We start from the raw sequence: 18520 nt of genomic DNA on the forward strand, positions 1-18520 counted from the left end.
GTCTATTTTTACCTTGTTATGATTCTTCTTCTTTAGAGAAAAGTGCATCAATAAACTCTTTAGCATTAAACTCTCTTAAATCATCAATACCTTCACCTACCCCTATATAGCGAATAGGTAGTTTAAATTGATCGGCAATAGAGAAGATAATTCCGCCTTTGGCTGTACCATCTAACTTGGTAAAGGTAACGCCGGTTAATCCTACTGCTTCGTTAAATAATTTAACTTGGCTAATGGCATTTTGTCCGGTACCGGCATCAATAGTTAACATGATTTCGTGAGGTGCAGTTTCATCTTTTTTACGCATGATACGCACTACTTTTGCTAACTCAGTCATTAGATGGTCTTTGTTTTGCAAACGCCCTGCAGTATCAGCAATTAAGACATCAACACCACGTGCTTGTGCCGCATCCATCGCATCAAACAAAACCGATGCGCTGTCTGCACCGGTTTGTTGAGCGATAACAGGGATATCATTACGTTCGCCCCACACTTGTAATTGTTCTACTGCTGCGGCACGGAATGTATCACCCGCAGCAAGCATCACTGACTTCCCTTCGCTTTGATATTTCTTAGCTAACTTACCAATAGTGGTTGTTTTACCAACACCATTTACCCCTACCATTAAAATAACGTAAGGTTTCTTAGTAGCATCAATCACTAAAGGTTGTTCAACTTCATTAAGGATATCTGATAGGTCTTTTTTCAACAGGTCATACAATACTTCAGCATCTTTTAACTGTTTTCTATTTGCATGCTCAGTTAGGTTATTAATAATGCGTAACGTCGTTTCTACACCGATATCCGCAACAATCAACTGCTCTTCTAACTCTTCAAAAAGGTCATCATCGATCTTTTTACCTTTAAATAAAGATAATAACCCGCTGCCTATGCTTAAACGAGTTTTCTTTAGCCCTTGAGCAAAGCGAGCAAAAAAACCTAACTTTTTATCTTCTTCTACTTCAACTATTTCAGTAACTGTTTCAACTTCTTGGCTTTCTTGTGCTTCTTCAGCCACATCTTGCTCAACCTGTTGCCGAGCTAATTCAGCATTACGTTGGGCTTCTTGATAAGCCTGACGAGCCTTCTCTGCTTGCTCTTTTTGTGCTTGCTCTGCTGCTAACCTAGCTTCAGTTGCAAGACGTTCCTGCTCGGCTTTCTCAGCTGCTAACTTAGCTTGTAATTCAGCCTCTGCTGCAAAACGTTCTTGTTCGGCTTTCTCAGCTGCTAACTTAGCTTGTAATTCTGCCTCTGCTGCAAGACGTTCTTGTTCGGCTTTCTCGGCTGCTAACTTAGCTTGTAATTCAGCCTCTGCTGCAAGACGTTCTTGCTCGGCTTTCTCTGCTGCTAACTTAGCTTGTAATTCAGCCTCGGCTGCAAGACGTTCTTGCTCGGCTTTCTCGGCTGCTAACTTAGCTTGTGATTCAGCCTCTGCTGCAAGGCGTTCTTGCTCGGCTTTCTCGGCTGCTAACTTAGCTTGATGCTCTGCTTCAGCCTGTATAGTTTCTCTTTCAGCTGCCTCTGCAGCTAGTTTGGCTTGCTGCTCAGCATCTGCAGCAACTCTTTCCTGTTCAGCTAGTTCGGCTTGTTGATCCGCTTCCGCTGCTTTTTGTTGAGCTAATACTTCTGATTGTATTTCTTGCTCTGTTTTCTTGGCTGGTTTTTTAGAAAACCATGAAAACAACCCTTTCTTTTTAGACATTAATTAAAAACCTTACTAACAAGCTGATTACCCTGCTAAAATAGCGAGCATACTGAATTGCTATATTAACACTATTGCTTCCCGGACTAAAAATAATATGCGTAAAAATCAACGAGCTTCAAGCCAAGAAAAAGGCAAAAAGCCCAACTCCGATGGATTTATCCGATTAATATCAGGCCAGTGGCGTGGAAAGAAGCTACCTGTAAAAGATAAACAAGGGTTAAGACCTACAACCGATCGCACTAAAGAAACCCTTTTTAATTGGCTAATGCATGATATTCGCGAAGCAAATTGTCTGGACTGCTTCAGTGGTAGCGGCAGTTTAGGCTTTGAAGCCTTATCTCGATACTGTCAATTCTGTACTTTTTTAGAGCTAGATAAACAAGTTGCCACTCAACTACAAAATAATATTTCAACATTAAAAGCACAAAATGCCGAAGTAATACAAGGCGATTCTTTAGGTTATTTGGCACAAGCAGCTAAACGACAATATAACGTTGTGTTTATTGACCCACCTTTTAATCTTGGGTTAGCTCAACCTTGTATCCAGCAATTGGAAGAGCAAGGTTATTTAGCTAATAACAGCCTGATCTATGTAGAAGTAGAAAGCACCTTAACTAATTTAGAGTTTCCTGCTAACTGGACACAACTAAAAGAAAAAAGTGCCGGGCAAGTACGCTATCAATTATTTAAGAGAGAAAGTTAATGGCTTATTTTATTCCCTTTGCAAAAGGATTAATGTTGATTATTTGGGGGCTACTACTGACTAATTTGGTATTCCCTTTCCCAGGTAAAGCCGCCATGGCTTTTTACTTTTTATTAGCCTTTGTAGTGATCATGCACGCAATCCAATTATTGGTGATTTATGGGGCTTTTGCCGAAAAATTAAAACTAACCAAAAAAGAAGGTGTTGAGATATTCTTTTTTGGTGTGTTCAAAATGTGGCAACTAAAAGATCGGCTGATCTAATTTTTTGATAAACATACCTTAAAACAAAAAAGGATGAACATGAGTCCATCCTTAACTATCTAAATAATGTGGTTGGCAAGTTTTACTGGCCCCACTCGATGATACCATCAACCTTCTTACCATCTTCACTTACCACTAACCATTTAATATGCTTTTCACGCATTAACTCTTCCGCTTCAGTTAAACGCGCCGAAGCAGAGATCAAGCGTGGCGTGGCATTCATTAAGTGTGATGCTTGACTATCGACAATGCTTTCACCAGAAATCAAGAAGCGACGAACGTCACCATCGGTGATCACACCTTGTAAATTGTCACCGTCTAATACTAACGCTAAACCCGTACGGGTTTCAGTCATCACCATTAATACATCAGTCACTGAGGTTTGTGCACTGACAATCGGTAGATTATCACTGCGCATTTCATCACGCACAAAAGTCAGTAATCGCTTACCTAAGCTGCCGCCAGGGTGAAAGCGCGCAAAATCCATTGGGCTGAAGTCTTTTTCTAAAGTTAGTGTATTAGCCAGTGCATCACCTATCACTAAGGTTAATGTCGTAGACGTACTAGGTGCTAAGTTATTTGGGCATGTTTCTTTTTCAACACTAGCATCTAATACCACGTCTGAATGTTTTGCTAATGTTGAATTTTTGCCACCAGTAATAGAGATGATTTTATTACCAAAGTGTTGTAATGATGGGATAATTTTTAATAATTCATCTGTTTCGCCACTGTAAGAGATAAGTAATAATACGTCATCTTTAGTCACCATGCCTAGGTCACCATGAAATGCTTCACCTGGATGCATAAAGAATGAAGGTGTCCCAACAGATGCTAATGTGGCCGCAATTTTAGTGCCGATATGTCCAGACTTACCCATGCCACATACAATCACACGACCTTGGCAGTTTTTCATCAATGCTAAAGCTTGTAAGTAAGCTTCACCGACTTGATTACTATGATCCGTAATCGCAGCACTTTGTACTTCAAAAACGGTTTTAACTTCTTTTAATAGTTGAGATTCTGGCAATGAAAAGCGAGACATGAAGCTTCCTTTATATGAGAGGAAAGGTAATACCAATCACATTAATTCAGTGATCAGTCTAATAAACGAGGAAATTGGTCGGTATGAGAAGATTTGAACTTCTGACCCCTGACACCCCATGACAGTGCGCTACCAAGCTGCGCTACATACCGATGCTGCGTAATTCTAATTATTTAGTGAAAAGTTGCAACAAAAAAGTCATCTGTTTGTTATGTCACTAACAGCACGAAGTTGATTATTAGCTAAAAAAATACCCGCACAAAGCGGGTATTTTCAATGGATTAAATCGCTTAATTAGTGATTATAGGCAATCAAACTCTACTAATGTATCCACATCAGCTTCGTAATCAACACCATCAACACCAAAACCAAATAGTTGTAAAAACTCATCTTTGTAATCTTGGTAATCAGTTAATTCAAACAGATTTTCTGTGGTGATTTGTGGCCATAATTCTGCACAAGCTTGTTGTACTTCATCACGTAACTCCCAATCATCAAGACGAAGGCGACGTGCTTCATCAGTGGTTGGTGCAGTACCATCAGCTTTGAACAGTTGTGTTGTGAATAGACGGTGAATCTGTTCCATACAACCTTCATGTAAACCTTTCTCTTTCATGATTCTAAATACCATTGATAGGTATAAAGGCATAACAGGAATCGCAGCACTTGCTTGGGTAACAACGCTCTTCTGTACTGATACGTAAGCTTCACCACCTAAAGAATCAAGTTGTGCTTGGATAGCAGTAGAAGCACGATCTAAATCGATTTTTGCTTTACCTAATGCGCCATCCCAGTAGATTGGCCAAGTAATTTCAGTTCCGATGTAAGAGTAAGCCACAGTTTTTACACCTTCAGCTAGTACACCAGCATCTGCTAATGCATTCATCCAAAGTTCCCAATCTTGTCCACCCATTACGGTAACAGTATTAGCAATTTCTTCTTCTGTTGCAGGCTCTACAGATGCTTCGATGATCGTATCTTTATTAGTATCGATAGCCGTTGATGTGTAAGTCTCACCGATAGGTTTTAGGCTTGAACGTACTACTTCACCTGTATCAGGTAATTTACGAACTGGCGCTGCAACTGAGTAGATAACCGCATCAATTTGACCTAAGTCAGCTTTGATTGTATCGATAACTAGTTGTTTAGTTTCGTTAGAGAATGCATCACCGTTAACGCTTTTAGCGTATAGGCCATCTGCCTTTGCTTGCTTATCAAAAGCAGCACTGTTGTACCAACCAGCAGAACCAGGTTTACGATCAGTTGCAGGTTTTTCAAAGAAAACACCAATCGTTGATGCGTCACTGCCGTATGCCGCAGCGATACGTGATGACATGCCGTAACCAGCAGAAGAACCAATCACTAATACACGTTTAGGGCCTTTTTCAATTTTGCCTTGCTCTTTAGTGTATTCAATTTGTGCTTGAATGTTTTTTTCACAACCCGTTGGGTGTGTAGTCGTACAAATAAAGCCACGAATCTTTGGTTTAATGATCATATTATTTCGCTCTTATGGTATTAGAAACCTTCAATCATAGACTCGTTTTATCAATAAACGAGGTATTTAATCAAAGGCGTAAGTAAAATTATCGCTAATATACCTGTTCTCTTAGCAAATGCCAAAAAACAAGGAAACAAGTTAATGATTTAGCCTTTAAACAAGTGTTTTAGGTAAGCAAACGGCTGGTTTATGGCCATTGACCCCCATTGCTTGCTTAATAAATTGTTTTTTTAATGGCGAAATAGTATCGGCTATTAACAAGGCAGCATCTCTTAGTACTTTTTTGACTGGGTTATCACCGTCGAACAATTGTTTTAATAACTCCATTGAAGCAATCATTTCAGTGGCTTCCGTCTTACGCCAACGTTCAAAGTGACGCAAGTTTTGGTACAAGCCAATATCATTGCCTTGCTCAACCTGCTTGAGGATCTCCTCAGCTAAACAAGCTGCATCGAGTAAACCTAAGTTAACGCCCTGCCCGGCTAAAGGATGGATTGTATGTGCTGCATCTCCAATCAAAGCCACCCGGTGTTTAGCAAAATCACGTGCATAACGCATGGTTAAAGGAATACTATGGCGCTTGCCTTGCACTTCACACAAACCTAAACGGTTATCAAAAGTACGTGCTAAGACTTGATTGAAAGCTTGATCATCTAAGGCCATCAATAAACTAGCTTGCTCAGGAGGTAATGACCACACTATCGAACTAGTTTGTTGGTCATATAAAGGCAAAAAAGCTAATGGGCCTTGTGCGGTAAAAATCTGTCGTGCACAGGCTTGATGAGGTTCTGCAGTTTTAATCGTTGCGACAATCGCATTGTGTTGGTAATCCCATTGCGTTAATGGGATATTTAATTGCTGACGTACCCAGGAATTAGCACCATCAGCAGCCACCACTAATTTAGAGGTGAGTTGTTTACCACTTTCTAAGGTTAACCAAGCTTCGCCGTCACCAATCGCCATATTCTGCAAAACATCAGGACAAAAAAAGCTAACATTGGCTTGTTTTTGTACGCTCGCTAACAAAGCTTGTTGCAGGTTGGTATTCTCCACAATATATCCCAAGTCTGACTGATTGACCTGTTTTGCATCAAAAGCAATTTTACCAAAGCTATCTTTTTCCCAGACTTGCATCTGATGATAAGGCGTAACGCGTTGAGCATTTAATTGTGACCAGACATCTAAATTATCAAACAAGGTTTTACTCGCATAACTCAAAGCACTGACACGATTTTCTGGCTCTGCAGCCAATGCAACCGGCTGCTTAGATTCAATAATCGCAATCGATAATGTGCTATTTGCTAAACAGCGGGCTAGCGTTAAGCCAACCATTCCGCCACCGACAATAGTGACATCATAGGATTGCATCATGATAATTTCTCTCTATTAAACAAATCAAACTGTCCTTTAGACTGTTCAATAATAGGCGCGGATAAAAATGGGAAAAGGTTCATTGCTTTTAAACCAATGTTGCGAGGAATACTTAACAATGGATAATGGTTACTAAAAATACGCACCAAACTATCAGTCATCCAAATTGTACTGTGGTGATCTTTTTCACGACATTGCCAATAATCATTTAGCATGGAAAACGACCCGATATCATCAGAGTCTGCAATAACAGTGGCAAGTACAAACAGATCTCTTAATCCTAAATTAAATCCCTGCCCAGCCACTGGATGCAAACTATGTGCAGCATTACCAATGCACACAGTCCTGTGAGCAATAGGCTTAGTGGTTTTTAAGAGATTTAAAGGATAAATATCACGTTGACCTGTTTGTTCAAATAAGCCTGCACGATAACCAAATTTTTTCTGTAATTGTGCTAAAAATTCACTGTCAGATAAATGAGCTATCTGCTCCGCTTGTTGTTTTTCAACGCAATACACTAAAGAAAAACGGTTATCGGTTAATGGTAATAAAGCGATTGGTCCACTTTTGGTAAAACGCTCATAGGCAATATTTTGATGGGGTTTATGGCAACGCACATTACAGATAATAGCACTACGCTGATAGTCAGATAAGCTACTGCTAATACCCGCTAAAGTGCGTACTTGGCTATGACTTCCATCAGCACCTACACATAATTTAGCGGTCACTGTTTCACCATTATTCAATACGCATTGAATAACATCTTGTTGTTGTGACAAATTGTCTAATTTAACTTGGTAGCGTGTGGTTAATGAAGCAAAGGAGGCGAGTTCACGAGAAAGTACTCTACCTACATGTCGTAACTCAACCACATAACCGAAAGCATCTCCCTGTAAATTAGGGGATAACTCCGCACCGCCAAAGTAACCTTTATCCGACACTTGAATATTCTCAATCGCTTGTGCATGAGCTTTAATATCAGTCCATAACGACAAACTATCTAAGATGTCCACTGAACCAGCATTTAATGCAATACAACGTGCATCAAAGCTAGGGTTATGGCCTGCTTCATTGTTTGGCGAGGATGGTAAACGCTGTGCATTTTCATCCAGTAACAATACTTTCAACAACGGGTTTTGCGTTAACAGGGTTAACGCTAATAATGCACCTGACATACCAGCGCCAACAATCACTACATCGTAAAGAATAGCCTCTTGTTGTTGCTCTACTAGGTCGCTTTGTTGGGATAATTTAGCCATTCATTAACGCTTCAATTGCTTCAATTTCTTTAGGTACAGCAGCAGTTAAAATCTCACACCCAGTCTCTGTCACAATCACATCATCTTCGATACGGACACCAATTCCTTTCCAACGCGCTTCTACGTCTGCATCTTGGCTGATATATAAACCGGGTTCGATAGTAATAGCCATGCCGGCTTGCAATGCACGAGGAGATTGAATCGTTCCCGTATCACCAACATCATGCACATCTAACCCAAGTGGATGTCCTAAACCATGCATATAAAAGGCTTTGTAAGCTTGCTCTTCAATTAAGTCTGTTAACTCGCCTTTTAATAGGCCTAATGTTAATAGACCTTCAGTCATTTTAGTCACAACTTGTTGGTTGATCTCTAACACACTGATCCCAGGTTTCACTAGTTCAAGCGCTAATAATTGGCAATCTAACACTAACTGATAAATAATGGCTTGCTCTTCAGTGAAGCGGCCATTAACAGGGAAAGTACGTGTAATATCACCAGCATAACCTTGATATTCAGCACCGGCATCAATCAAGACTAGATCACCATCTTGTAATACTTGATCATTTTCCGTGTAATGTAGAATACAAGCATTATTACCACCAGCGACAATGCTGTTATAAGCCACATCTCGGGTGCCTTGACGTGCAAACTCGTATTCCACTTCTAATTGCAGTTGAAACTCAAACATACCAGGTTTGCACTGTTGCATTGCACGTACATGACCTAATGCTGATATTTCACCGGCCTTACGCATTATCGCTTGCTCGGCTTCACTTTTAAATAGGCGCATTTCATGCAGAGTAGGTCGCCAATCTAAAAATTGATGAGTACTAATTAAACCGCTGCGGGAGCGGCTACGCAACCCGTTGAGTACATTTTGTAAGGACAGATCTAAGGCAAGCCCGCTCAAGGTGGGGTAATATAAAGTATCAATACCCTCTAGCAATTCACTTAACTTGGTTTCAAAATCATCAATAACAAAAGCGTGATCGACGTCCAGCGTTTTAATCGCTTCCGTTTGTCCTAATCGATAACCATGCCAAATTTCAGCGTTTTTATCTTTTTTACGATTAAACAAAACCGTGGTTAATTGGTTATTTTGTTTAATTAATAATAAACATGCATCTGGTTCATTGAACCCACATAGGTAATAAAAATCACTGTTTTGACGAAAACGAAACTCAGTGTCATTACTACGGGTTAACTCTTGATTAGCAGGGAAAATAGCCATGCTGTTGTCTAGCATACTATGGGCAAATAGTTGACGGCGTTTGGTAAATTCAGTCATAGGCTCTCTAATTAATGCAGTGTGTTAGAAACGGGTGATGATGTCTGACGAGAAAAAGTATTAAAACATAACATCGCGCTCACTCGAAGGTACTCAACAATTTCAGTAAATGCAATTTCAGACTCTTCATCTTCTTGTTCAAAATCAAGAGATAGCTGAGAAATATCTCGAATATCACGGATCACTTCTTGTACATCTTCAGAGGCTTGATTTAAAGATTGCTGAACCATACCAAAACCCACTAAAAAACCTTGAGCCCATTGCGCCATTGCTTCTGCGCGCTCATCTAAAGGTTTATCATCTTTCGGTAAAAGCAGGTGAAAACCTAAGCCATCATCTGTACATTGTTTCACTACGTCCGCATATATTTCTGCGATCAGTTTTTTTAAAGAAGAAGATAGCGCCATGCCTTCATTCACCACGTCATTAAACAATGGTTGCCAGCTTTTATTATCCAATGCGATCCCTCCACAAACAAAGCCAGACAACACCCCATGGGTCTCCGCTGCATTAGTGAATAGCTCAGCCTCTTCAAGGGCTTGCGAAATTTTATCAAAACTTGGTAATACAGCAGAATTCATAGCGACACTCATAATAAACGAAATATAGTTAACTTATTCTATCATCCACGAGATCTCGTCGCCAGTAAGTACTTGAAACTTGATAGCTAGGTCGATATAGTTCGCGCATAATACAACATTTTTTTTAGGGAAACAGAATACTCCCTTATTTACTCAATCTAACGGGGGCATTATGGCACATCTTGATATCACTATTTTAGGCCAACAGTATAAAATCGGCTGCCCTGACGGTGAGCAAGACAACCTGTTAGGGACGGTTGCTCAAGTTGATGAGCATCTTAAAGAGATGAAAAGCAATACGAGACATCTGCGTAATGAACAATTGGTTGTGATGGCAGCATTAAATTATCGCCATCAACTCAATACTATCAAAGCAGAAATGCAAGCTCAGACAGACCAATTGAATAATCGCATTCAACAATTACAAGATGCGATTAATGGCGCATTGGATACCCGCTCAACAACAGAAAAATAATTCAGCTCAGATTTAATCACCGCCTTATTGATTTAGATTTTTTGTCCCCTTTCTAAAAAAACATACCGACACCACTTAAATAAAAAAATTAGCGGTTTCGGTATTTATAAAAATTCCCTCTCGATTTCGCTTAATTTTCTTATACAGCTCAACACAAAATGCCAAAAGAAAGACAAAGAATTGAAACATAAACCATTTTCCTGAATATACTTTTCAAGCAAATTTTGTACACAAAATAACACCATTCATTCGCATGGTAATTATTATGTGTAAAAAAACATCAAGCAGTCACAAACTTCCCATTTTTTCTTAAAAACCCTTTAAAAAGCGAATTAAAGTAGGTACAGTTTATTTAACCCTCGGGTACCCGTTAATCTTGACTAAGTCCCTGAGCCGATAAGTATTACCCTGGTGAATTAGGTTGATTACTATTGTGTAAACTCGGCTAGTATCGAGAAACCTGCGGTAAGCACTGATACACCACCTTGACCTTCGGGTTCAAGGTCACAGTCAACAGCGGTACCCTTGGGTTAACTCACTTTCAGATGATTTCTTCATTGTTCTTATTGCAGTGATTAAGTCATTACAATTCAGTAAAAACACTTCTAAATAAATTCCCAACATCATTGCTTTTATTGAGCCTATTTGGTTGTGCGTATTACTATATATTTGATAAAGTATTTGCCCCTAGCACACTAACATCACAACTTATTGGTGACGGTCATTATTACTTCACAGCGCAACCAAATTCGACAAACTGTACGCCAAGCACGACAAGCGTTAAGCGAAGAACAACAAGTATTAGCCTCTGCTAATTTATTAACTCGTTTGATTAATCACCCTAGAATCATGCAAGCAAAGCATGTTTCCGTAACCTTAGCTTACGATGGTGAAATAGACTTAAGCTTGTTCATTGAATGGTGTTGGCAGCAAGGTAAACAGGTGTATTTACCCATGGTGCACCCAACACTAAAGGGGCATTTATTCTTTTTGGAGTATCAAGCAAATACCGAAATGATCATCAACCGCTATGGCATCAAAGAACCCAAGCTAGCCACTCTCTTTAACAACTCGCCTGAGCAGTTATCTAATCTTGCTGAACACCCTGAAATTTTTCCTGCTGATAAGTTAGATATTGTCTTCACTCCCTTAGTCGCTTTTGATACACAGGGCAACCGTATTGGAATGGGTGGAGGCTATTATGATCGCTTACTTACACCTTGGTTCACTAATCGCTCAGGACCTTATCCAATTGGGCTAGCGCACGACTGTCAATGTGTTACACAACTGCCTATTGAAGCTTGGGATGTACCTTTACCGGAAATAATCACACCACAGCAACATTTGTATTTTTCAGACAAATAATAATACCCACATTTATTTTAATATTTTTCACAAATTTAGCTTAAATTAACAGCGTAATTAAGGGTATAATCGCGCCACTTTCAAGACTCACTCTCACTGAACAGGATTAAAAGTCATGACGCAAGACGACAAGAAAAAAGCAGCAGCTTATGCAGCCCTAGAATATGTAGAAAAAGACACCATTGTAGGTGTTGGTACAGGTTCAACGGTTAATCATTTTATTGATGCATTAGCAACAATCAAAAATAACATTGTTGGTGCAGTATCCAGTTCAGAAGCGTCCACTGAAAAATTAAAAGGCTTTGGCATTGAAGTGTTCGACCTAAATGAAGTGTCAGAGTTGAGCATCTATGTTGATGGTGCAGATGAAATTAATCCATACAACCACATGATTAAAGGTGGCGGTGCAGCATTAACACGTGAAAAAATCGTATCTGCCGTTGCTGATAAATTTATCTGTATTGTCGATGACACTAAAAACGTCGATATCCTTGGCGACTTCCCATTACCAGTTGAAGTGATTCCAATGGCGCGTAGCTACGTTGCTCGTGAATTAGTTAAATTAGGTGGAGACCCAGTTTACCGTGAAGGTGTTGTGACAGATAACGGCAATGTCATTTTAGATGTATATAATCTTAAAATTGCAGAGCCATTAACCTTAGAAAACAAAATCAACTCAATCGTGGGTGTAGTCACTAATGGCTTGTTCGCAAACCGCGCGGCTGACGTTGTACTTGTTGGTACAGATAGCGGTGTTAACACCTTAAAATAAATGCAAGTTTGACTCTCAACTCGATTCAATATGATGAGAGTCAATCCAGCGTAATACAACAATCGTCAGTAATAAGTTGTTTCATTTTATCATATAAGAAATAGCACTCCCAGATTCACAATGACGACTATTTTTGCTATTTTACGCGCACTAAAATTATTCGCAAAATTGTCCATTCACCTTTAAATAAGGCCCAAGGAAATACAATGACTAAGTATTCACTCAATAAAGATAAAATTAAAGTTCTTCTACTAGAAGGTCTACACCCTAGCTCAGTGGCAACATTCACTGATGCGGGTTACACCAACATTGAAAGTATTAAAACTTCATTAAGTGAAGAAGATTTAATTGAAAAGATTAAAGATGTGCATTTCATCGGTATTCGTTCGCGCTCTAACTTAAATGCAAAAGTATTAGCGGCAGCTGAAAAATTAGTGGCTATCGGTTGTTTCTGTATCGGTACTAACCAAGTGGACTTAGACGCAGCACAAGCAAAAGGTATTGCTGTATTTAACGCGCCTTTCTCTAACACACGTAGTGTTGCTGAATTAGTATTAGGTCAAGCATTACTATTATTACGTGGTGTTCCAGAGCGTAACGCAAAAGCACACCGTGGTGAATGGGATAAGTCTGCAACTGCATCATACGAAGCACGTGGTAAAAATCTAGGTATTATCGGTTACGGTCATATCGGTACACAGTTTGGTATCCTTGCTGAAGGTTTAGGCTTTAATGTTTCTTTCTATGACATTGAAAACAAATTAACACTAGGTAACGCAACACAAGTTGCTAGTATGCAAGAATTACTGGCTAAATCAGACGTAGTTAGCTTACATGTACCAGAAGTTGATTCAACGAAAAACATGATGGGCGCGAAAGAGTTTGCACAAATGAAAGATGGTGCCATCTTCATGAATGCTGCGCGTGGTACTGTTGTTGATATACCAGCACTTTGTGATGCATTACGCAGCAAGAAATTAGCGGGTGCTGCGGTTGATGTTTTCCCAACTGAGCCAAAATCAAATACAGAAGAGTTTGAATCTCCACTACGTGAATTTGATAACGTGATCCTAACGCCTCATGTTGGTGGCAGCACGCAAGAAGCTCAAGAAAATATCGGTTATGAAGTAGCAGGTAAACTCGTTAAGTACTCTGATAACGGATCTACGCTATCTTCTAAGAACTTCCCTGAAGTGTCTTTACCAGTACACAAAAATGCAAGTCGTCTATTACATATTCACCGTAACCAACCAGGTATCTTAACTAAGATCAACTTGGCGTTTGCTGATAACGATATCAACATTGCAGCTCAATACTTACAAACTAATGAAAACATTGGTTACGTAGTTATTGATGTAAACAGTGAAGATGCTGATACAGCATTAGACAAACTAAAAGAAATTGAAGGTACAATCCGCGCTCGTTTATTAAACTAAGCGTCGAATAGTCTTCTAGAAAGGGACTCACTGAGTCCCTTTTTTGTATAAGCAATAAACTTAACGAGCAATCACGTTTTAAATAAATACTCCCCACTCTAGTTACCCCCAAACACTACCACCGTTATACCTATTACTTCTGATCTCTGTATAACTTAAAAATTAATTTAGCCTCAGGTAAATCACCACAATTAAAGTATTTTTTACAGAATACTGCTCATTATTGATAAATATCACCAAAGTGGTAATTAGTGATAGAGTGCGCCTCATTCTGGTCTATAATTTTTGTAGCTGAATTCAATACCTAAAATTAGGAAATATAAATGTCCATAAAGTTAACCATCAAAACAAAGCTTGTGATAACACTATGCGCACCGTTATTAATTATGGCTGCATTTTTTATCTACTCCTCTATCGAGACAGAGAATTACGTACTTGATAAAGAAAAAGAAAATGTTCAAGTCCAACTTGCAGAAGTGCTCAACGATAACCTTAAAGGTCAAATAGATACAATTACTTATGCCATCACTGACTTTTATAACGATTCTAAAATTGAGAACATTAAAAAAGGTTTAGCTGCAGAGATGTCTGAATTTAGATCCACTTTTGATAATATTTATCAAAATAGCAACTCTAAAGCAGAAGCAGAGACAAGTATTTATAATTTTATAAATCAATACCGTTGGAGTAATGGTCGTTATTTATTTGCTTATAATGCTTCTTCTTATATCGCAAAAGCTTATGGTAGTAATTTAAAAAACATAGGCAACAATGACTACAATAAAGTCAGTGGCGATGGTAAATATTATGTGCGGGATATTGTAAAAGCCGCTAAAGACAATGAGATAGGGTTCAGTGAGTATGCCTTTACCAACCCAACAACAGATACTCAAGAAGATAAAATTACAGCTTCTTTTTATTTCGAGCCGTTAAACCTTGTTATTGCCAGCGGAGAGTATATCAGCACTTTACGAGCACATAATATTGAAGCTGCTTTACACGCCGTAACCATTGCTAAATATGGAAAAAATGGATATTTTTGGATTCAAGATAAAAATGGAAAAATAATTGCTCACCCTAAAAAATCAATCATAGGTACAGCGACTGACAGTACCAAATCAATTGCAGATAACATTAACGGCAAAACCGAAGCATTGGTGAAAGTTGTTTATGAAAACCCAACCACAAAACAACATGAAAACAAAATCACCTACTCTCGTAATATCTTCCCAGATTGGGGATGGACCATTGTTACAGGTGTATATGAAAATGATATTATTGAAGTTCAAAATAGCTTAACAGAAGTCACTGAGAAAATATTCGATGAGCAAGTAACTTCAATGATAACGACTGCAAGTGTGTTAATCCTCTTATCATTTGTGATAGTTATTTGGATCATCACTGCGATTATGAAAAATTTACGTATATTAAAAGATCGTATTGATACATTATCAACTGGTGAAGCAGACTTGACATCACGTATAACTATTGTCAATAACGATGAATTAAGTGATATCAGCCGCTCTGTAAATAACTTTATTATTTATCTACAATCTATGATGCTTGATATATCCCAAGCGTCTTCCAATATCACAACAACAACTGAACAATTGAATGAGCAGTCAATAAAGTCAAACAACGCGTTACTCACTCATGCAAGTGAAACAGAGCAAGTGGTAAGCGCTATTACAGAAATGAGTAGTACGTCTGAGAGTGTTGCACAAAATGCAGCAGATACATCAACCAATACACAAAAAGCTAATGATGAAGCCATACTATCAAAACAAATTGTAACAGAGGCTTCAAATAGTGTTATTGCATTAGTTGACGAGGTGGACTCGGCTTCAGCAAGTATTAATACAATGAGTAACAATACCCAAGAAATAATTAAAGCATTAAGTGTAATTGGTGAAATAGCAGATCAAACTAACCTGTTAGCCTTAAATGCAGCAATAGAAGCAGCAAGAGCAGGAGAACAAGGACGAGGTTTTGCTGTCGTAGCTGATGAAGTACGTTCATTAGCAGCACGTACACAAACTAGCACAGGTGAAATCAACCAAATACTTGCAACACTCAGCAATGATGCTGAAAATGCAGTGGCGGCGATGGATGTGACTAGAAATAGCTGTCAACGAACTGCAGAGAATACAGCGCGTGTCACAGAGAGCTTAGATAACATGACTAATTTCATAATTCATATCAATGACTTGAGTACTCAAATAGCAACAGCATCAGAGCAACAAAGTGTTGTTACAGAAGAAGTAAGTTGTAACATGACAACTATCAATGAAATGGTGCAACAACTGAAAATGAATGGTGAAGAAACACTAGATAGCACTGAAAAACTAGCTTCAGCGAACAATCAACTGGATTTGTTAGTTAAGAAATTTAAATTACAATAAACAAAAACTATCAATAAGCTAGCGAGGCACCTTAATAATAGGGGCCTCATTACTACAGCCCCTTACTTTTAACCTCTTCTAAGATAAAATCTCGAAATACCTGATTTGCTCGAGACAAATAGCTGTCTTTTCGCCATGCCAAGCTAAGGTCAATACAGAAAGGCTCTACAAAAGGGCGAGTAATAATTTCATCATCATCTTGAATTGCAACTTTCCACATTGGAGAGATCGCATAGCCTTTACGGATAATGGACTTAATTAAGGGTAGCAGGTTACTGGTAAAAGCGATCTGTGGGCTAGCTTTCTCTTTTTGACTGATCCTTTCAATTAATGAGTGATGATAATAACCTTTACCAAACAGTATTAATTCATGCTTTAAAAAGTCAGCATATTCAATTTTTTCAAACTCAGCTAAAGGGTGATCAGCCGCCATACACACAACCATCTCTTCACGCATCAGTTTACCAGTTGCAAACTCTGGGGGTAAATCATGGTCCGCAACAACCCCTAACTCTAACTCCCCTTCTAACAAGCGTTTACGAATGTTACGTGTTCCTGTATCAATAATATTCAAACCTAATGCGGGGTATTGATGTTTAAAGGCCATCAGTAAAGGAGGTAAAAAGTAAGACCCTAACATAGGTGGAACACCAATCTCAGCCTCACCTTGATCTAACCCTTCTATCGCTTGCATCGCTAACTTAGCATCATTAGCTTGCTGCAATATTTGTTTAGCATGCTGTAAGAACTTTTCCCCAGCTTCAGTTAAGGCCACACCACGATCACGTCTATGTAATAAAGGCATATTTAACTCATTTTCGAGTTTTTTAATGCTGGCACTAATCGCCGGCTGCGCCAAAAAAAGGTGACGAGCAGCTGCAGAAATACTCCCCGTTTCCACGATCGCAACAAAGTGTTGTAGTTGTCTAAATTCCACTTTTTTACCCTTATAAATTGATCTAAACACCCATAAATTATATCTATGGATAACATAAAAACAACAGAATTTATTTATTTAAATTAGACAGCTATTATGCGCCTATTCAACAAGGGGCTCCTGTTAAAAACATGAAAAAATTCACACATTACAATCGTTTAGTTATCGCTGTTTGCCTATGCTCAGTAGTTACATTTTCAAATATCTACTGGATGCAACCATTGCTTCCAACCTTGCAACATGAGTTTAATATTAGCTTGCTAGCAGCTAACTTAACCATGTCAGCTCCTTTATTAGGTATGGGCTTAGGTTTATTAATATTTGCCAGTATTTCAGACTCAATTGGACGCGGTCCTATTCTATTAAAAGGCATGATTGCAGGTTTGTGTATTTCATTCATTCTCCCTATGGTAGAAAACTACACGCTATTCTTATCATTACGTTTTATTCAAGGCGCCCTATTATCAGTATGCCCTGCTGTTGCGATTCCGTTATTAGGAGACGAGTTAAGAAAGAGCTGGTTACCATCTGCAGTAGGCTTTTATATCGCTTCAAATACCATTGGCGGTATTAGTAGTCGTTTAATCGGTGGCGCATCTGTGGATCTATTAGGCAGCTGGCAGGCAACCGGTTTTGGTATGGCGATACTCACCGCTATTTTATTCATTGGCGTATACCTGGCTTTACCAAAGCAACGTCATTTCACCAAACAAAAATTCCAATTAAAACCAAGCCTGTATATGTTTGCGAAACATATACAGACCCCGCAACTATTGATTATCTATATTATTATTGGTCTCGGCTTTGGCTGCTTTGTTAATCTATTTAGTTACTTAATGAGTGTATTAGAAGCAGCACCTTATGAATTACCTAGTGCCCTACGTAGTTTAATCTTTGTTACCTTTTTGGGCGGCACCATGAGTGCATCATTAGCGGGTAAATTTGGTAAACGTTATGGACAACTCGCAGGTGTTGCTACAGGTATTTTTATTATGTTGGCTGCGAACCTATTACTCAGTCATCAAAATCTTTCGGTGATGACATTTGGCATGATATTAATGGCCTTTGGATTTTTCTTCTGTCATGCACAAGCAAGTACACTTGTTGGTCGCTCAGTAAAAAAAGGCAAAGGGAGTGCACAGGCCTTATACAGCTTATTTTATTACAGCGGAGCAAGTTTAGGCGTGTTCTTCATTGCACCATTTTATGAACAGTGGGGATGGCAAGGAGTGTTAGGCAGTACCAGTATTGCATTAATTATCTGCTTATTATTATTAGTGGTATACCAAGTGAAATACAAAGCGCAACACAAGCAACTAATACGTTCAGCTTAGTATAAAAAAGGCCGCTCATATGCACTATGAACGGCCTTGATATCATCAATCAATATTAAATATTAATACTGATTAAACAAATG

The 18520-nt window shown here is 38.8% G+C and carries 16 protein-coding genes, 1 tRNA gene and 1 other RNA gene; 9 read left to right on the forward strand and 9 right to left on the reverse strand.

Features of this window, described 5'->3' with window-relative positions:
* Nucleotides 1-16: 16 nt before the first annotated feature.
* Entirely contained in the window at nt 17-1702 is a 1686-nt protein-coding gene (gene ftsY, locus OW492_RS04600; RefSeq protein WP_290038760.1) for a signal recognition particle-docking protein FtsY, read from the reverse strand.
* 97 nt (nt 1703-1799) lie between these two features.
* Between ftsY and rsmD the strand changes: the two genes are divergently transcribed.
* Both rsmD and OW492_RS04610 read left to right on the forward strand, forming a co-directional pair.
* Nucleotides 1800-2408 (forward strand): 16S rRNA (guanine(966)-N(2))-methyltransferase RsmD, encoded by a 609-nt coding sequence (rsmD, locus tag OW492_RS04605; RefSeq protein WP_290038761.1) that lies wholly within the window; start codon nt 1800-1802, stop codon nt 2406-2408.
* Nucleotides 2408-2671, forward strand: coding sequence for a DUF1145 domain-containing protein (locus tag OW492_RS04610; protein WP_290038762.1), 264 nt, complete (start codon nt 2408-2410; stop codon nt 2669-2671). The genes rsmD and OW492_RS04610 overlap by 1 nt, the downstream gene beginning before the upstream one ends.
* A gap of 82 nt (nt 2672-2753) precedes the next feature.
* On the opposite strand, the gene OW492_RS04615 is transcribed toward OW492_RS04610, so the two are convergent.
* From OW492_RS04615 to OW492_RS04645, 7 genes are all read right to left on the reverse strand, one after another.
* Entirely contained in the window at nt 2754-3713 is a 960-nt protein-coding gene (locus OW492_RS04615; RefSeq protein WP_290038763.1) for a KpsF/GutQ family sugar-phosphate isomerase, read from the reverse strand.
* Nucleotides 3714-3788: 75 nt separating this feature from the next.
* Nucleotides 3789-3865, reverse strand: a tRNA-Pro gene (locus OW492_RS04620).
* Between the two features lie 149 nt (nt 3866-4014).
* A complete protein-coding gene (fabV, locus tag OW492_RS04625; RefSeq protein ID WP_290038764.1) occupies nt 4015-5211 on the reverse strand; it encodes an enoyl-ACP reductase FabV in 1197 nt (398 codons plus the stop codon).
* Nucleotides 5212-5367: 156 nt separating this feature from the next.
* Nucleotides 5368-6585, reverse strand: a complete 1218-nt coding sequence (locus tag OW492_RS04630) for an FAD-dependent monooxygenase (RefSeq protein WP_290038765.1) — start codon at nt 6583-6585, stop codon at nt 5368-5370.
* On the reverse strand, nt 6582-7844 hold the full coding sequence (gene ubiH / locus OW492_RS04635) for a 2-octaprenyl-6-methoxyphenyl hydroxylase (RefSeq protein ID WP_290038766.1): 1263 nt from the start codon (nt 7842-7844) through the stop codon (nt 6582-6584). The genes OW492_RS04630 and ubiH overlap by 4 nt, the downstream gene beginning before the upstream one ends.
* Nucleotides 7837-9135 carry a Xaa-Pro aminopeptidase gene (gene pepP / locus OW492_RS04640; RefSeq protein ID WP_290038767.1) on the reverse strand — a complete coding sequence of 433 codons (1299 nt, stop codon included), beginning with the start codon at nt 9133-9135 and terminating at the stop codon, nt 7837-7839. The genes ubiH and pepP overlap by 8 nt, the downstream gene beginning before the upstream one ends.
* A gap of 11 nt (nt 9136-9146) precedes the next feature.
* Nucleotides 9147-9716, reverse strand: a complete 570-nt coding sequence (locus OW492_RS04645) for a UPF0149 family protein (protein ID WP_290038768.1) — start codon at nt 9714-9716, stop codon at nt 9147-9149.
* A gap of 172 nt (nt 9717-9888) precedes the next feature.
* Between OW492_RS04645 and OW492_RS04650 the strand changes: the two genes are divergently transcribed.
* The 6 genes from OW492_RS04650 to OW492_RS04675 all read left to right on the forward strand — a co-directional run bounded on the left by OW492_RS04650 (nt 9889) and on the right by OW492_RS04675 (nt 16166).
* Entirely contained in the window at nt 9889-10191 is a 303-nt protein-coding gene (locus tag OW492_RS04650; protein WP_290038769.1) for a cell division protein ZapA, read from the forward strand.
* 352 nt (nt 10192-10543) lie between these two features.
* A non-coding RNA gene (ssrS, locus tag OW492_RS04655) (6S RNA) lies at nt 10544-10727 on the forward strand.
* Between the two features lie 178 nt (nt 10728-10905).
* Complete coding sequence (locus OW492_RS04660) at nt 10906-11556, forward strand: 5-formyltetrahydrofolate cyclo-ligase (protein ID WP_290038770.1); 651 nt, start codon at nt 10906-10908, stop codon at nt 11554-11556.
* Nucleotides 11557-11671: 115 nt separating this feature from the next.
* A complete protein-coding gene (rpiA, locus tag OW492_RS04665; RefSeq protein ID WP_290038771.1) occupies nt 11672-12328 on the forward strand; it encodes a ribose-5-phosphate isomerase RpiA in 657 nt (218 codons plus the stop codon).
* A 206-nt stretch (nt 12329-12534) separates the two neighbouring features.
* Nucleotides 12535-13764, forward strand: coding sequence for a phosphoglycerate dehydrogenase (gene serA, locus OW492_RS04670; protein ID WP_290038772.1), 1230 nt, complete (start codon nt 12535-12537; stop codon nt 13762-13764).
* A 323-nt stretch (nt 13765-14087) separates the two neighbouring features.
* Entirely contained in the window at nt 14088-16166 is a 2079-nt protein-coding gene (locus OW492_RS04675; protein WP_354669215.1) for a methyl-accepting chemotaxis protein, read from the forward strand.
* 52 nt (nt 16167-16218) lie between these two features.
* Here OW492_RS04675 and OW492_RS04680 read toward each other — a convergent pair whose 3' ends face one another.
* Nucleotides 16219-17103, reverse strand: a complete 885-nt coding sequence (locus OW492_RS04680) for a LysR family transcriptional regulator (protein WP_290038773.1) — start codon at nt 17101-17103, stop codon at nt 16219-16221.
* Between the two features lie 131 nt (nt 17104-17234).
* On the opposite strand from OW492_RS04680, the gene OW492_RS04685 reads away from it, so the two are divergent.
* Nucleotides 17235-18437 carry an MFS transporter gene (locus tag OW492_RS04685; RefSeq protein ID WP_290038774.1) on the forward strand — a complete coding sequence of 401 codons (1203 nt, stop codon included), beginning with the start codon at nt 17235-17237 and terminating at the stop codon, nt 18435-18437.
* Nucleotides 18438-18520 lie beyond the last annotated feature (83 nt).

Origin of the sequence: Psychromonas sp. 14N.309.X.WAT.B.A12 (assembly GCF_030397575.1) — a bacterium.
Classification (GTDB): domain Bacteria; phylum Pseudomonadota; class Gammaproteobacteria; order Enterobacterales; family Psychromonadaceae; genus Psychromonas.

Excerpts from the sequence above, each read along its gene's own strand:
- ftsY (WP_290038760.1), bottom strand. The coding sequence starts at position 1,702 with ATGTCTAAAAAGAAAGGGTTGTTTTCATGGTTTTCTAAAAAACCAGCC.
- rsmD (WP_290038761.1), top strand. The coding sequence starts at position 1,800 with ATGCGTAAAAATCAACGAGCTTCAAGCCAAGAAAAAGGCAAAAAGCCC.
- OW492_RS04610 (WP_290038762.1), top strand. The coding sequence starts at position 2,408 with ATGGCTTATTTTATTCCCTTTGCAAAAGGATTAATGTTGATTATTTGG.
- OW492_RS04615 (WP_290038763.1), bottom strand. The coding sequence starts at position 3,713 with ATGTCTCGCTTTTCATTGCCAGAATCTCAACTATTAAAAGAAGTTAAA.
- fabV (WP_290038764.1), bottom strand. The coding sequence starts at position 5,211 with ATGATCATTAAACCAAAGATTCGTGGCTTTATTTGTACGACTACACAC.
- OW492_RS04630 (WP_290038765.1), bottom strand. The coding sequence starts at position 6,585 with ATGATGCAATCCTATGATGTCACTATTGTCGGTGGCGGAATGGTTGGC.
- ubiH (WP_290038766.1), bottom strand. The coding sequence starts at position 7,844 with ATGGCTAAATTATCCCAACAAAGCGACCTAGTAGAGCAACAACAAGAG.
- pepP (WP_290038767.1), bottom strand. The coding sequence starts at position 9,135 with ATGACTGAATTTACCAAACGCCGTCAACTATTTGCCCATAGTATGCTA.
- OW492_RS04645 (WP_290038768.1), bottom strand. The coding sequence starts at position 9,716 with ATGAATTCTGCTGTATTACCAAGTTTTGATAAAATTTCGCAAGCCCTT.
- OW492_RS04650 (WP_290038769.1), top strand. The coding sequence starts at position 9,889 with ATGGCACATCTTGATATCACTATTTTAGGCCAACAGTATAAAATCGGC.
- rpiA (WP_290038771.1), top strand. The coding sequence starts at position 11,672 with ATGACGCAAGACGACAAGAAAAAAGCAGCAGCTTATGCAGCCCTAGAA.
- serA (WP_290038772.1), top strand. The coding sequence starts at position 12,535 with ATGACTAAGTATTCACTCAATAAAGATAAAATTAAAGTTCTTCTACTA.
- OW492_RS04675 (WP_354669215.1), top strand. The coding sequence starts at position 14,088 with ATGTCCATAAAGTTAACCATCAAAACAAAGCTTGTGATAACACTATGC.
- OW492_RS04685 (WP_290038774.1), top strand. The coding sequence starts at position 17,235 with ATGAAAAAATTCACACATTACAATCGTTTAGTTATCGCTGTTTGCCTA.